The following is a 14,058-nucleotide window of genomic DNA, read 5'->3' as shown; positions in this document are numbered from 1 at the left end:
GGTATTAACAAATGTCCTCCCATTTGTGATGATGCAGTTCTCCTTCCAGATTCATGCCTAAGAACTGATTCTGTCGCAGCGCCTCATAAAGCATTATTGCCACTGAATTAGACAAATTCAAAGAGCGTGTATCTCCCTGCATCGGAATGCGTACGCACTCATCCGGATGTTCCATTAAGATTTCTTCCGGAATACCGGCACTTTCCTTGCCGAACATCAGATAACAGTCCGGCTCATACTGAACCTCCGAATAAACATGCTTCGCCTTTGTCGTTGCATAATAAATCTTCGCTTTTGGATTTTTTTCCAAAAAATCCTGAAAATTAACATATCTTGTCACGTCCAAATCTGCCCAATAATCCATGCCCGCTCGCTTAATCGCCTTTTCTGTCAGCATAAATCCAAGCGGTTCAATCAGGTGCAGACGCGTATTTGTCGCCACACAGGTACGACCGATATTCCCTGTATTCGCCGGTATCTCCGGCTCAAATAAAACAATGTTAAGTTGTGCCATCTTACTTGTTCCTCAATGTTGTAATATAACGTTCCATACGATCTAGAGCCTCTTTTAGATTCTCAAGCGAATATGCATAAGAGATTCGAAGGAATCCTTCTCCGCAATCGCCAAACGCAGTACCCGGAACTACGGCAACTTTCTCAGCCATAAGGAGATTCGTTGCAAACTCATCACTCGTCATGCCAAATTCCTTAATGCAAGGGAACATATAAAACGCTCCATATGGCTCAAAGCATTCCAATCCCATCTGTTTAAATCGGTGAAGAAGATAACGACGTCTACCATTATATTCCTCACGCATATGGGCCACATCTTCATCTCCATTGCGAAGCGCATCCACTGCTGCATACTGACTAGTCGTTGGCGCACACATAATTGCAAACTGATGAATCTTTAGCATCTGCGAAATGATCTGTTTTGGTCCACATGCATATCCAAGTCTCCAGCCTGTCATAGCATGCGACTTAGAAAAACCATTAATCAAAATAGTTCTCTCCTTCATTCCCGGAAGAGACGCAATTGAAACATGCTGATCAAGATAAGTCAGTTCTGAATAAATCTCATCCGAAAGGACATATAAATCATTGTCTATAATGACTTGTGCAATTTCTTCTAGATCTTTTTTCTCCATGACCGCACCCGTAGGATTATTCGGGAACGGAAGAACCAAAAGCTTGGTCTTAGGCGTAATCGCATCAAGCAGTTCCTGCTTTGTCAAACGAAATTCATTTTCTGCCTTCAAATTAATGATAACAGGTTCTCCACCCGCAATCTTGGCACACGGGTAATACGATACATAACTTGGCTGCGGAATCAATACCTCATCGCCGGGATTCAGCATTGCCCGAAAGCAAATATCAATTCCTTCACTTCCTCCTACCGTTACCATGGTCTCGTCCTGGTAATCATAGGAAAGATCATATCTTCTGTTTAAAAATTTACATATTTCAATCTTCAATTCTTTAAGACCGGCATTCGAGGTATAAAAAGTACGCCCTTTTTCCAGAGAATAAATACCCTCATCACGAATATGCCAAGGTGTTGCAAAATCCGGTTCCCCAACACCAAGAGAGATTGCATCTTCCATCTCTGTTACAATGTCAAAGAATTTACGAATACCGGATGGCTGTAGTTCTACGACTGTATCTGATAACGGGTTTCTCATAACGTAATCTGCATCCTTTCATCTTTATTCTTTTCAGCAAGTACCGTACCATGGTCTTTATATTTTCGTAAAATAAAGTTCGTCTGTGTACTAAGTACGGATTCAAGTGTTGAAAGCTTACTGCTAACAAACTGGCTCACTTCGCGAAGTGTCTTACCTTCAATCGATACCAGAAGGTCAAAGCTTCCAGAAATCAAAAACACACTATCCACTTCCGGATAATTGTAGATTCTCTCCGCAATATGATCAAATCCTTGTCCACGCTGTGGAGTAACTCGCACTTCAATCAATGCAGATACCTTTTCGATTCCGGTCTTTTCCCAGTCAATCATCGTATGATAACCACAGATGATATGCTCTTCTTCCATTCTTTGTACTTCGTTTAAAACTGCTTCCTCATCAATCCCAAGCACAACTGCAAGTTCGCCAAGGTCGATGCGGCTGTTCTTTTCTATAAATGTCAAAATCTTCTCACGCATAATAATATCCTCCTGAAATTTTCCACCTTTACTAATCACATGTATCAAGTTTATATAATTCATCCGCTTTTGGCAAATCCAAATAGCGAACCTCTTCTCCATTGCGAAGAATCCTGTCATTACCGTCTGTTGTCCTGCCTATGAGCGTAGCCTTTATCCCGGCATCCATAAGCGCTTGCACCAGCAATGCACCATCCCAAGTTGCAATCAGCACACTACCCGAAGAAGCCAGCTCATACGGATTAAGTCCTGCATATTCACAGACCTCCACGCTTTGCTGCTCAATCACAATCGCCTTTAGGTCAACCTCAAGACCGACTCCGGCCGAATCCGCCATCTCCCAAAGTGCTCCAAACACTCCACCTCCGGCAAGATCATGCATCGCTCTTGCACCATGCTTTTTGGCATATTGCGCAATCTTTGCAATCGATAAATCTTCCACCTTCTGCCGGGCCTCATCTAAAAAAGCTCCTGTAAAATGGCTTTTTAATTTCTCTTCTAGCCGCGTCAAAACGACTAGCGTTCCTTCTTTTGCAATAGGACCTGCAAGAACCAATTCCATGCCGGCCTCCATCTGCTTCGGTGACAGATATTCTCCATTTTTAACCGCCCCGACCGCTAAAGCTGTCACAATCGGAGCGTTCACCGCGTCTGCGACCTCCGTATGACCGCCTGCAAGCTGCAACTGATTGGTCTCACAAAACGCATCTATGCGTCTCATCATCCTGCGAAATGCTGCTTCCTCGTAGTCTTGCGGAAGCGTAATTGCCATCTGCACAGCCCTTGGTGTTCCTCCGGCTGCATACAGATTGTTACAGGCTCTATGAAGCGCCAGCTTCTCTGCGCCTTCAAAAGTATCTATCATCGTTTCGGTTGCACAGATCATCTGCTGCTCGTCTCCTAGCGAGACCCTTGCAGCGTCCGCACCCGGATAGAAACATACGTCTTCGCGCCTATTATGAAATTCCTTAATGATTGCCCGCTGATAAGCGTTTCCTCGAATCTTTCCTATCTTCATATCCCAATACAAAGCGAGGTTATCCCATATTCTGAGACAACCTCTACGAATTTATTCATCATCACTGCTACTGCTCTTTTTCTTAGAAGAACTAGAATCACTAGAGTCCGACTTCTTAGACGACTTGCTGTCGCTATCGTCTTCCTCATCTTCCTTGGCAGCTTTTTCTAAGGCCTCATCTGTATTAGCCGCGATGGCTGCCTTAATCTTCGAAGCATCCTGCGTTGCAATTGCCTTCTTCACAGCCGCCGTCGCTTCGCTGCTTGAGGAAGCCGTTCCAACTTCAATAATGGTTGGAGAAGCTTTATACGTACTGCTGTTAAATTGCTCCCTACTTTGTTCAACGCCATCCACTGTTACGACCTTCCACAAGATTGCAGTCTTGCCGATATGCGAATTTTGAACTGTTGTCATGGAGCCAATCTTGGCACTTGATGCCTTGTACTGTGTCTCAGGTTCCGTGGTTGAAGTAGTCTCACTGACAAAACTCACTTCACGGTTCGAATCCCTTGTTTCTTCTCCATATACCGTAAAGGTTATGATTCCTCCGGATGTCACACCTTCGATGTAAATCGGTGCATCCGTATTATTTGTAAATTTAAAATCCTTATAAGTTCCCGCGATTGCCGCATCCGCAGATGGATCTACGTAACTTACCAGCATCGAATGCGCATATCGCTCAACCACTTCAAGCTCCGCTCGAATCACGGCATTATAAAGTGTTGTCGATACCTGACAGATTCCTCCGCCATACGTCTCTACGGTCGTTCCATTCTCATAAGAACCGGCAAGCGCATAGCCATTCTCTGCCTCAAACGGGCTTACGGTATCATATACCGAAAATGTCTCACCAGGATAAACAATGGTTCCATTGATTTTACTTGCACCATTTGCCACATTCTGTGCACGTCCTGCTGCCGAGGACGAATAATCTGTCGAGAACTTACCTAATACGTCCTGTACCTTCGCCAATTCTTCTTCCGAACCACCCGGTGCTTCTACTTCCACCTCAAGCGCAACCGTTGTATCAGATACACTCCATTCATTTTCAACAAAATCCTTCACAAGTTGCACAGATGCCTCAACATCTACAACAACACCGTCTTTCCCTTCAACTATTTCAAAGGATCCATTCGTTCTTTTAAGGCTGTAATCGACCGGTTCCGTATTGAGCTTTTCTGTCTTTGACTCAATCGCCTCTGCTACCTCATCCTCATCAACGGAAAATGTAAGCGGTATCGTCTTGCTTCCATTCTCAAGATCGGCGATTTCCTTGTACCGCGAAACGATATTACCGATTTCTCCAAGATGCAACGCCTCATCTACGACATCCGTATTAGCCCACTCAACGCCGAGTTTCGATGCCTTAATTTTGGCCGTATTCTCATCCGCCGTCAAGGTAATCTTCTTCGCGAGAAGTTCATCTACGTATTCTTCTACCGCTTTTTGGGCTTGCGCCTCAGTCATTCCACCAACAGCCACTTCCCCAATATAAACGTTATCTGCGATTACTGTATCTTGTGTGTCCTGCGCCGCCTGCGCTTCGTTCCATGAACCGCCAAAGAGCAGTCCCATTGCAATTGCACCTGCACAAGCCGTCAGTTTCCATACTTTCTTCAAAATGATTCTCCTTCTCAAATCGTTTCCAGTCTACGCCCTTATTATAGTCTTGTAATCCCGAAAAATTCTAGATGAATATCCACGAATTATTTGACATTGCAAAGGGCTTTTTAGTATATTTTTATTTGATAGTAATCAGCATTTGTCTATGCAATCCCTGAAATGATTGCAGACAGAATCATTACTGCTACGATTACGACCACGATTGCCATGGCTATGACTCTTTTCTTTCTTGAATTGCGTGAATTCATGGTATCACCTCATTATAAATATTTATTGACACGGAGGCTATTATGTTATTTCCATGCCTTGCTATCTTCCTATGCATTGCCGCATTTTTAACCTTTCGTTCACGCTACACGGCACAAAAAGATGCTGCACGTACCGAGAACTTTTGGGAGCGTGAAAACGAAGCGAATTCCACCCCTCGACGCGACATAAGCAATTTGGATTATATCAAAATTCCAGAGGAATTACTACCTTTTTGTCGTCTTAGTGACGACGAACAGCTAAACCAGTGCGAAGCTCCTTTAGTCGATTTATCAGACAAAAAGATTCTCAATCTGATTGGCAAGACAAATACCGAACTAAAAAAAGAATACGGGGCACCTAATCTCCCACTTCTTATGGAGTATGACGAGAACTTTACGATTTTAATTCGCACATTAAATCAGCTTGGATATCGTCTAAAAGAACTTGGTCTTACACAGGAAGCCCGCACCACATATGCCTTTGCAGTTTCTATAGGCTCTGATATCACCGATACCTACGTGCAGCTTGCCCTGTTATACAAAAAAGATGCTAATGCAGCCAAGCTTCGCGAATTAGAAACGAAAGCTTCTGCTCTTCAAAGTGATTCCAGAAAACGAATTCTCGAAAAATTAAATCTCATCAAATAAAAGACCGGCAAGACTTATAATCCCTCCTGCCGGTCTTGTTGTATTAACTTTTCCACTAATCTCGTCGCATCCGCCCGTGTCATCTCCCTCAGCTTGACCGGCGGATCCTTATGAAGTTTTTTGCTTAGTCTTGTAATCTGCTCTACCTGCGAAGATGTAATTGTCTGTACTTTCTTTAGTCGAATCGCCATCGGTTTCGCTTCAAACACTTCATGATTAGTCTTTCCAAACTCCTTTTTCATCTTATCATAAATCTCATACGTTGCCAAGGCATCTTCCAAAGCTCGATGATGTTTTTTTAGCTCAATCCCATAATACCCGCACAACGCATCAAGCGAACGCGAATTCAGTCGTGGTAGACATATGCGCGCAATTTTAAGCGTGTCAGCACAGCAGTGTTCAATCGGATGATTTTCATTTATGGACAGCTGCTTTAGGAACGAATAATCAAAACTGACATTATGTCCAACGATTGCAAGCCCTTTAGAAAATGCAATCCACTGTTTTAATGCCTCTTTTTCCGAAATCCCCGCATCTACTTCTTCTTGCGTAATTCCGGTCAATTCCTTAATCTTATCTGTCAATCGTCGCTTCGGATTAACCATAACATGCAGCGTATCTACAATTTCAGCGCCGCGCACATGCACAGCGCCGATTTCTATAATCTTGTCACTTTTCACCTGAAGGCCTGTCATCTCCAGGTCTACCACAATATACTCATCCATTTATTTCCCCTTTACCTTGCATAAATCTGCAAGAAAACATTCCTCGCATTTTGGCGATCTGGCGATGCAAATCTGCCGTCCAAATGTAATGATTTGCATATTGTAAGAAATCCAATGATCCTTTGGCAACTCCTTCATCAAATCGAGTTCGATCTGATAAGGATCCTCGTGCTTTGTAAGCCCTAGTCTTTTGGAAATACGCTTGACATGCGTATCTACCACAATACTCGGATCATGGAAAATGTTCCCGCGTATCACATTGGCCGTCTTTCGTCCAACTCCCGCAAGTGAAGTCAGATCGTCCAATGACGAAGGAACCTCTCCGCCAAACTCATCTATAATTCTGCGGGCACAGGCAATCATGTTTTTCGCTTTATTCCGATAAAAGCCCGTGGAGCGAATATCCTCTTCAAGCTCCTTAACATCAGCATTTGCGAACTTCTCAAGCGAATCATATTTTACAAATAAATCTTTTGTCACAATATTCACACGCGCATCGGTACACTGCGCACTTAAAATCGTTGCCATAAGCAGCTGCCAGGCATTCTCATGATTCAGATAGCATATCTGCTCCGTTCCATACGCCTCATCCAGACGCGCAAGAATCTGCTTTGTATGTTTTGTTACTGCCATATCCCCACCTGCATTTAGGAAATCTTCTTTTTCACCGTTGTGCTCCAGGCCGACTTATAGGTCACACCATCTACTTTTTTATAAACACGCACACGGAAATAATACGTCTTCTTTTTCGTAAGTTTCAAAAGGGTATACTTAAGGGAGGATGCCCCTTTTATTGTCACTTTCTTGCTGTTTTTAAACGAAGAATTCTTTGCATACTGCAGGATATATCCCGTTGCCGATGAATTCTTCGACCAAGTTACCTTATAGGTTCTTGATTTTATCTTGGAGACTTTCTTGATGGAAACCCTACTCACACGAACAATTTTTTCCGACGAAGTGACCGATGTGTAACTTCCACAAACAGCTTTAACCTTGTAGGTATAAGTCGTTCCATTCTTTGCCGTTGTATCCTTATAGGAGGTTGCATTCTTCACCGTTGCAATCTTGCTATAGCTTCCACCTGCACTCTTACGATATACATAATATTTTGTTGCACCTTTTGAAGCATTCCATTTCACCGTTATATTGCTTGCTTTGTTGGTTACGCTGGTGATGGTCGGTTTTTTCAAATACAAAATCGTCTTCTTAGAACCATAACCGGTTGTTCCACTCTTGGTCTTATATTTGATTTTATAGATATAAGTCGTACCGGACTTTGCCGTTGTGTCCACATATGAAGTACTTGTGGTTGTTGCAATATTACTGAAAGTACCGCCCGTTACCTTGCGATATACATAATACTTTTTGGCACTTTTGACTTTCTTCCAACTAAGCGAGACTCCTGAAGACGCATTCTCACAGGTACTTAGATTGGCCAGTTTCATGGAACCATACCAGTAATTCATATCTACATTCCCTGAGATTCCACTTACGGAACCGGTACTTGCATACTGCCAGGTCTCATAATAATGCTTTGAATTATAGGTTGCCCATGACTTATTATAAGCTGCAACCAAATCATTGTCTGCATAGGCGCAATACGAAGAATTATACTGCGCTACCCAGTGATAAGAACCGTTGCTTGTCGTTGCAAAGTCATCTAGATATGCATACCACCAATAAAGACTGGCATAGATTCCCGCCTTATAGCCCTTTGCCTGCATCTTCTTTACGTAATACGTCGCAAGCGCATTTATTTGAGATTTTGAACAATTACTGGTAATATCTGTATCTTCCATATCCAGATAAATCGGAAGATCAATCTTGTGACCTTTAACCAGGCGGATAATATGGTCAATTTCATCATCCAGTTCCGCAGTTGTCGTTGCATGCGAATACAGATACACACCATACGGAATTCCTTGTTTCTCACAAGCATCCGCATTCGTCTCCCAACAACTATCATCATTGTCTGTAGAGTTAGAACCAAATCCACATCGGATAATCGCAAAGTCCACCTTAGAACTTCCTGTTGTCGCTGCTACCTTGGCCCAATCAATACTCCCCTGCCATTTGCTGACATCAATTCCGTCAAAGTTATGTGACGGAATTGTAAGTGTCGACTCCGTGGTCGCCAATGTACTAATGCTCGCTGCTTTATAAAGAGCCGCCAAAGAAGCAACGTTCAAAGTATAATCTGTCGAGGCATCTTCAATCAACTCCCCATTTTGATAACGCCAACTGTTGGCATCCTCATCATCCACTTCATCCGCCGCAGACGTAGTTGCCGCTTCCGCCTTAACATCCTCGCCCGGAAAAGCACCGACAAATGCGCTGCTTAATGCAACCACTCCGGCAAGAAGTACTGCTGTCATCTTTTTTCGTTTCATATAAGCTTTTCTCCTAACTTTTCATTCCACATCCTCTATTATATCGAAGGTCATGTTTATATGCAAAATTTTTGCAAAAGCACTCATCTATCCGCGTTTTCACCGGAACAAAAAAGACCTCCGCCATAAGCGAAAGTCCTTCTTGGTTGATGGTTAGAACACAAGATGTGTCCGAATATTATTGGAAAGATATACATTCCCTCTTAGACTACGAGCTCATCCTTTCCCTATAAAAGGATATCATGTTTCCACCCATGTGCCGTAGCTCTCAAGGTTTGTTACAGTGGTATTGTATATCAGATATGGCCTTATTAAAATAATCAGTACGTTATTTTTTTATAAGGTCAGTTTTAAATATTTTTTCCAATAACTCTACCGCCAAATGAATCTTCTCCTTCTCAATTCCGGCATAATTAATGACAATCGTTTTCTTCCATTTTTTCTGCGGAATCGTACAGTAATCACTAAGAAGCGCCAGATACATATCTTCCTTGATGGCTCTTTGCCGAATCTGTTCATCCGTCAGCGTCGTATCCATCTTCAACAAGAAATGTGTGCCGGCATTTTGCTCTTGAATGGTCGCAATCTTCATAATGTCCGATGCTCCAAATGCTTTTAATATCTCATGCCGCTGCGCTTTATAATAATTTTTCATTCGATTAATATGACGTTCAAAGTAGCCTTCTGAAATAAACTTTGCAAGCGCCATTTGCTCAAAACTCGATACCGTACAAGAATAAAAGCTCAGCGAATCCTGATATCGTCGCATCAGTTTTTTAGGCAAAACCATATAGCTGATGCGGATGGAAGGAACCAGACTTTTGGAAAATGTATTCATATAAATCACGCTGTCGGTATCATCCTTTGCAAATAAAGTTGGAATCATCTTACCGGTATAGCGAAGTTCACAGTCGTAATCGTCTTCGATAATATAATGTTCTTCCTTTTCGCCCGCCCACTTAAGCAGCTCCTGCCTTCTGGCAACCGGCATGACAATTCCCGTCGGAAAATGATTTCCCGGCGAGGAATGTACCACATTTGCACCGGATTCTTTGAGTTTATCCACGCGCATCCCCTGATCATCAATTGGAATATAGCGCCAGGAGATTCCACAGCTTTTGGAAATCTCAGAGAATTTTTTGTATCCCGGATCTTCAATCGCCATAATCGTATTGCTGTCAAACAGCTGCATGAGTCGTCCATACAAATATTCCGTGCCCGCCCCAATAATGATCTGATTCGGGTATACCTCTACACCTCGAAAACTATACAGGTATTCTGCAATTGCTTTTCGTAGCACAAATAAACCATTATAAGGTACCGTCTTTAATAGTTCTTCATCTTGGAGCGATAACACTTCACGAACTTTCTTTGCCCAGATGGATGTTGGAAAATGTGTCAACGAACTTTTATTGGCCTTAAAGTCAATCAAAAATTCGTGCTCTTTTTCTTCCATCTCTTCCCAGCGTTTCTTCTCCTCTAGATACTCCGAATCCTTCGCCTCATCCTTAAGCTCTGCTTCCACCTTATTCGCAAAAAATCCCTTGGCCTTTTTCGAATAAATATATCCTTCCGTCACAAGCTGTGCATAGGCATTTTCCACCGTAATCACTGAGACCCCAAGATGTTCTGCAAGTGCTCGCTTAGACGGCAGCTTTTCATGCGGATGAATCGTTCCATTTAAGACATCTTCTCGAATACTTCGATACAAATACACGTACAAAGCTTCTTTTCCACGTTTTTCCAAATCGTATGTTATCATCTTCGCTATCTTCTTTCACTTTATGTGTCTTACTTATTCAAACTTTACATGCATCTCATTGAGCCATGCTGCCACTTCTTCTAATCCCTCATTCGAAAACGGGAACTCTTTCGAAACCTTTTCCTCCTCCTTTGTCTCTTCAAAGCAATACGGTTGCGGATAGACAAATGCTTCTAAGACCTCTTCATCCTCCACCGTCTTTTTGCGAATATAATAGCGCATCGACGTATCACTTCCCGAAAATGGTTCCTTTTTATAATAATTGATATTCAATAAATCCTGCGTTCTAACCATCACTTATTCTCCTGCAATTGCCATAGATGCCACCAGCACAGACGGCGCACCAAAGATTGAACTCCCCTTTGGAATGCCCATCTCAAGATCATCACCCACTGCAATAATATCCTTTAGCATTTGATAGAAATTACCTGCCACGGTTATCTGGTTTACCGGCTCAGCCGCCTTGCCATCCCGGACCCGATAGCCTTGTACATTCAACGAAAAGTCCCCGCTTGTCGTATCTGCACCTGCATGCATACCACTAATCTGCGTCACTACAATTCCATCACCTGCTTTTTTTAAAAGCTCATCAAAACTGCTCTCCCCCGGCTTCATATACATCTGACTCGGGCGTACCATTACCGCAGAGTCATAGCTTGCTTTTGCCGCATTTCCGGTGCTCGTCACATGGTCTTTCGCTGCTGTCTTCAAATCATACAAAAACGTCTTTAGTTTTCCCGCATCCACAACCGCTTTCTTTTGCGCCGGAACGCCTTCATCATCAAAACTTCTTCGAATCAGACCGCCTTCATACATCGGATCATCTAGAATGGTAACCCCTTCAAAAGCAACCGTTTTCCCCAGCTTTCCCTTTAATAAGGATAGCCCCTTTTGCACTTTATCTGCGCAAAAAACAGTAGAATAATTTGCCAAAAGCGCCTGCATGGTGCGCCTTTCAAATACAACCGGATAGTTGCCGGATGCAACAGGCTTTGCGCCGATTGTGCGTACACATTTTTCATATGCCTTTTGCGCAACCTTCTCAAGATTCATCTCGCCAAGTTCTCCCATATCATACTCGACAGCATTATACATCTCCTGTCCTTCTGCGATAATCGGAACCGTCACAACCATATCGTATTCGTATTCATTTTCCAGATCAATGCCATTGGAATTGTAGATTGCGACCTTGCCGCCTCCCGTCGCACTCATCGACTGGGTTCCCTGACTGATTCGTTCATCCTTGTCAAACAGATACTCTTGCAGCTTCACAGCTGCTCCCATTAACTCACTTGTATCCGCCTTTTCACGGCTTTTGGGGGCAATTTGCGGATACTCAGCCCCTCCTGCATAAATGAAATTCTCGGATTCTTCCTCAATCAAAGAAGCATTTTCCATAGCCGCCTTCACAAGATGTGCAGCCTGCTCCTCATCAAACAGCTCCGTAGAAGCATATCCCATATTTCCCTTGTATATACACCGAAAGCATACTCCGGCCGATTCCGATGTCATGTATTTGTCCACTTCTTTTAAAAGGGTTTCCACCTCTATACTCTTGTCCTGCGCATAGTATAATTCATATTCTGTAAGTCCTGCTGCCTTTGCCTTGGCAATCACAGCGTCTTTAAACTCTTGATACTGCATGTTAACGTCCTCCTACCGTAATAGATGAAACACGAATCAGGGGCTGACCGACATCGGTTGGAATACTTCCGCTTGATGCCCCACACATTCCCTGTGCGCGAAGCAGATTCTGTCCGACCATATCAATATTCATCAAAATTTCTGTTCCCTTTCCAATCAGACTTGCGCCTCTGACCGGCTCACAGATCTTACCATTTCTTACGATATAACCCTCTCTTACCGAAAAATTAAATTCACCGGTTACCGGATTGACGGATCCTCCGCCCATGTCTTTTGCGTACAGACCATAATCCATTGAAGCGATGATATCCTCATTTCTATCCGGTCCATTATCGATAAATGTGTTCGTCATACGCGAAGTCGGTGCATAACAATAGTTCTCCCGGCGGGAGCTTCCCGTTGATTCCATTCCCATCCGTCTTCCATTTAATTTATCTACCATGTAGCCTTTTAAAACGCCATGCTCAATCAGCACATTACGACGTGTCCTGGTTCCTTCATCATCAATATTAACAGAGCCCCAGGCGTTTGGAATCGTCCCATCATCAATCGCCGTCACTTTCTCCCCGGCAATCTGCTGACCAATCTTGCCTGCAAATCCTGACTGACCAATCGCAACTGCCGAAGCCTCTAGCGAGTGGCCGCACGCTTCATGGAAGATGACTCCGCCAAATCCATGCTCAATCGCAACGGTCATCTTGCCTGCCGGACAATAGGAGGCATCAATCAGCGTCAGCGCCTGCTTTGCTGCACGCTCGCCGATATAAGACGGCTTCATATCCTGATAAAATTCAAGTCCCATACGGCTTCCCGGTGCAAATGTCCCGCTTTGTTTCTCTCCTTTTTTGGATGCCGTAGCCTCAATGCGAAGACGGCTTCTTTGTTGCCGATCCATCGTAAGTAAACCATCGCTGTTTGCAATTAAGATCTGTCTATCCTTATCTGCAAAAGATCCCTGCACCTGATCAATCACGTCATGATATTCCTTAGCCGCAAAATAAGCCTCTTTTAACAAATCCAGCTTATCCGACTTAGAGGCCTCCCCCGGCGAGATTTCTACCAAATGATGATCCACTACCAGCTGAGGTGTCAAACAAATATCAAGCACCGCACCACCTTGCGAAATTGCATCAGCCACCTGAGTGGCCAATTCCATCAAGGACTTTTCATCCATAAAACTGGTACTTCCATAGACACTCTTAACACCTTTAAATACACGAATTCCAACACCGGCGATAACACCATCCACCATCTTGTCTACCTTCGAGCCGGACATACTCATTACATGTTCCGAGGTTCTTTCTGCGAACAGTTCTGCGTAATCCGCTCCTGTTGATGCTGCTTTTTCGAGCACCCTTTGTATTATTTTTTCCTCAATCATAATTCTATTCTCCAGACTTTATTCGTTGCCTCTTATTATATTACATTTACGCAGCTTGACAAATACCCCCATGGGGTATATAGTTAGTTTTATCAACGTATACCCCCGAGGGGTATCTTAAGTCGACATAACGAAAGGAAGTGACCTTATGAGTGAAACAAAACCATGTTGCAACGAACGCACCAAGGTACGCGGTGAAAAGGAATACAAGGATCTCATGAACCGCTTAAGCCGCATAGAAGGACAGGTTCGAGGTGTTAAGAAGATGCTCGAATCAGATACGTATTGCATCGATATCTTAACTCAGATGTCCGCTATTTCCTCAGCTGTTGCGAGCTTTAACAACAAGCTTCTTGAAAATCATATCCGAAGCTGTGTGATTCACGACATTAAGGACGGAAATGATGAAGTCATCGACGAATTAGTCACCGTACTTCAAAAATTAATGAAGAACTAGG

14 protein-coding genes are annotated in these 14,058 nt (G+C 43.3%); 2 read left to right on the top strand and 12 right to left on the bottom strand.

The genetic code is table 11. From position 1 onward, the window contains the following. Positions 1-4 precede the first annotated feature (4 nt). Genes BLS20_RS11475 through BLS20_RS11455 form a run of 5 tightly spaced genes read right to left on the bottom strand, consistent with a single transcriptional unit; the run spans position 5 to position 4,799 of the window. The gene (locus BLS20_RS11475) at positions 5-514 is read right to left on the bottom strand and encodes a tRNA (cytidine(34)-2'-O)-methyltransferase (protein WP_090174508.1); all 510 of its coding nucleotides are present in this window, start codon (positions 512-514) and stop codon (positions 5-7) included. Position 515: 1 nt separating this feature from the next. Next, positions 516-1,682 carry an aminotransferase class I/II-fold pyridoxal phosphate-dependent enzyme gene (locus BLS20_RS11470; RefSeq protein WP_090174507.1) on the bottom strand — a complete coding sequence of 389 codons (1,167 nt, stop codon included), beginning with the start codon at positions 1,680-1,682 and terminating at the stop codon, positions 516-518. Beyond that, positions 1,679-2,161, bottom strand: coding sequence for an Lrp/AsnC family transcriptional regulator (locus BLS20_RS11465; protein WP_090174530.1), 483 nt, complete (start codon positions 2,159-2,161; stop codon positions 1,679-1,681). Before BLS20_RS11465 ends, BLS20_RS11470 begins: the two co-directional genes overlap by 4 nt. A gap of 31 nt (positions 2,162-2,192) precedes the next feature. Continuing rightward, a complete protein-coding gene (locus BLS20_RS11460) occupies positions 2,193-3,179 on the bottom strand; it encodes an AIR synthase-related protein (RefSeq protein WP_176762395.1) in 987 nt (328 codons plus the stop codon). A 51-nt stretch (positions 3,180-3,230) separates the two neighbouring features. Then, positions 3,231-4,799 (bottom strand): VanW family protein, encoded by a 1,569-nt coding sequence (locus BLS20_RS11455; RefSeq protein WP_090174505.1) that lies wholly within the window; start codon positions 4,797-4,799, stop codon positions 3,231-3,233. A gap of 293 nt (positions 4,800-5,092) precedes the next feature. Between BLS20_RS11455 and BLS20_RS11450 the strand changes: the two genes are divergently transcribed. Further along, complete coding sequence (locus tag BLS20_RS11450) at positions 5,093-5,698, top strand: hypothetical protein (protein WP_090174504.1); 606 nt, start codon at positions 5,093-5,095, stop codon at positions 5,696-5,698. A 14-nt stretch (positions 5,699-5,712) separates the two neighbouring features. Here the strand turns inward: BLS20_RS11450 and BLS20_RS11445 are convergent, their stop codons facing one another. The 7 genes from BLS20_RS11445 to BLS20_RS11415 form a co-directional block, all read right to left on the bottom strand. Next, on the bottom strand, positions 5,713-6,423 hold the full coding sequence (locus BLS20_RS11445; RefSeq protein ID WP_090174503.1) for a 3'-5' exonuclease: 711 nt from the start codon (positions 6,421-6,423) through the stop codon (positions 5,713-5,715). Then, positions 6,424-7,056: an endonuclease III gene (gene nth, locus BLS20_RS11440; protein ID WP_090174502.1), complete on the bottom strand. Its 633-nt coding sequence runs from the start codon at positions 7,054-7,056 to the stop codon at positions 6,424-6,426. A gap of 14 nt (positions 7,057-7,070) precedes the next feature. Then, entirely contained in the window at positions 7,071-8,813 is a 1,743-nt protein-coding gene (locus BLS20_RS11435; protein ID WP_090174501.1) for a GH25 family lysozyme, read from the bottom strand. Between the two features lie 328 nt (positions 8,814-9,141). Next, a complete protein-coding gene (pdxR, locus tag BLS20_RS11430) occupies positions 9,142-10,575 on the bottom strand; it encodes a MocR-like pyridoxine biosynthesis transcription factor PdxR (RefSeq protein ID WP_090174500.1) in 1,434 nt (477 codons plus the stop codon). A 33-nt stretch (positions 10,576-10,608) separates the two neighbouring features. Continuing rightward, a complete protein-coding gene (locus tag BLS20_RS11425; RefSeq protein WP_090174499.1) occupies positions 10,609-10,869 on the bottom strand; it encodes a hypothetical protein in 261 nt (86 codons plus the stop codon). Between the two features lie 3 nt (positions 10,870-10,872). Beyond that, a complete protein-coding gene (locus BLS20_RS11420) occupies positions 10,873-12,219 on the bottom strand; it encodes a TldD/PmbA family protein (protein ID WP_090174498.1) in 1,347 nt (448 codons plus the stop codon). Position 12,220: 1 nt separating this feature from the next. Next, the gene (locus tag BLS20_RS11415; protein ID WP_090174497.1) at positions 12,221-13,600 is read right to left on the bottom strand and encodes a TldD/PmbA family protein; all 1,380 of its coding nucleotides are present in this window, start codon (positions 13,598-13,600) and stop codon (positions 12,221-12,223) included. Between the two features lie 148 nt (positions 13,601-13,748). On the opposite strand from BLS20_RS11415, the gene BLS20_RS11410 reads away from it, so the two are divergent. Continuing rightward, entirely contained in the window at positions 13,749-14,057 is a 309-nt protein-coding gene (locus BLS20_RS11410; protein ID WP_090174496.1) for a metal-sensing transcriptional repressor, read from the top strand. Position 14,058 lies beyond the last annotated feature (1 nt).

This window comes from Eubacterium oxidoreducens, from assembly GCF_900104415.1.
Lineage (GTDB): Bacteria > Bacillota > Clostridia > Lachnospirales > Lachnospiraceae > Eubacterium_C > Eubacterium_C oxidoreducens.
The sequence above is the reverse complement of the archived record's forward strand: the minus strand, read 5'-3'. Positions and strand labels throughout refer to the sequence as shown.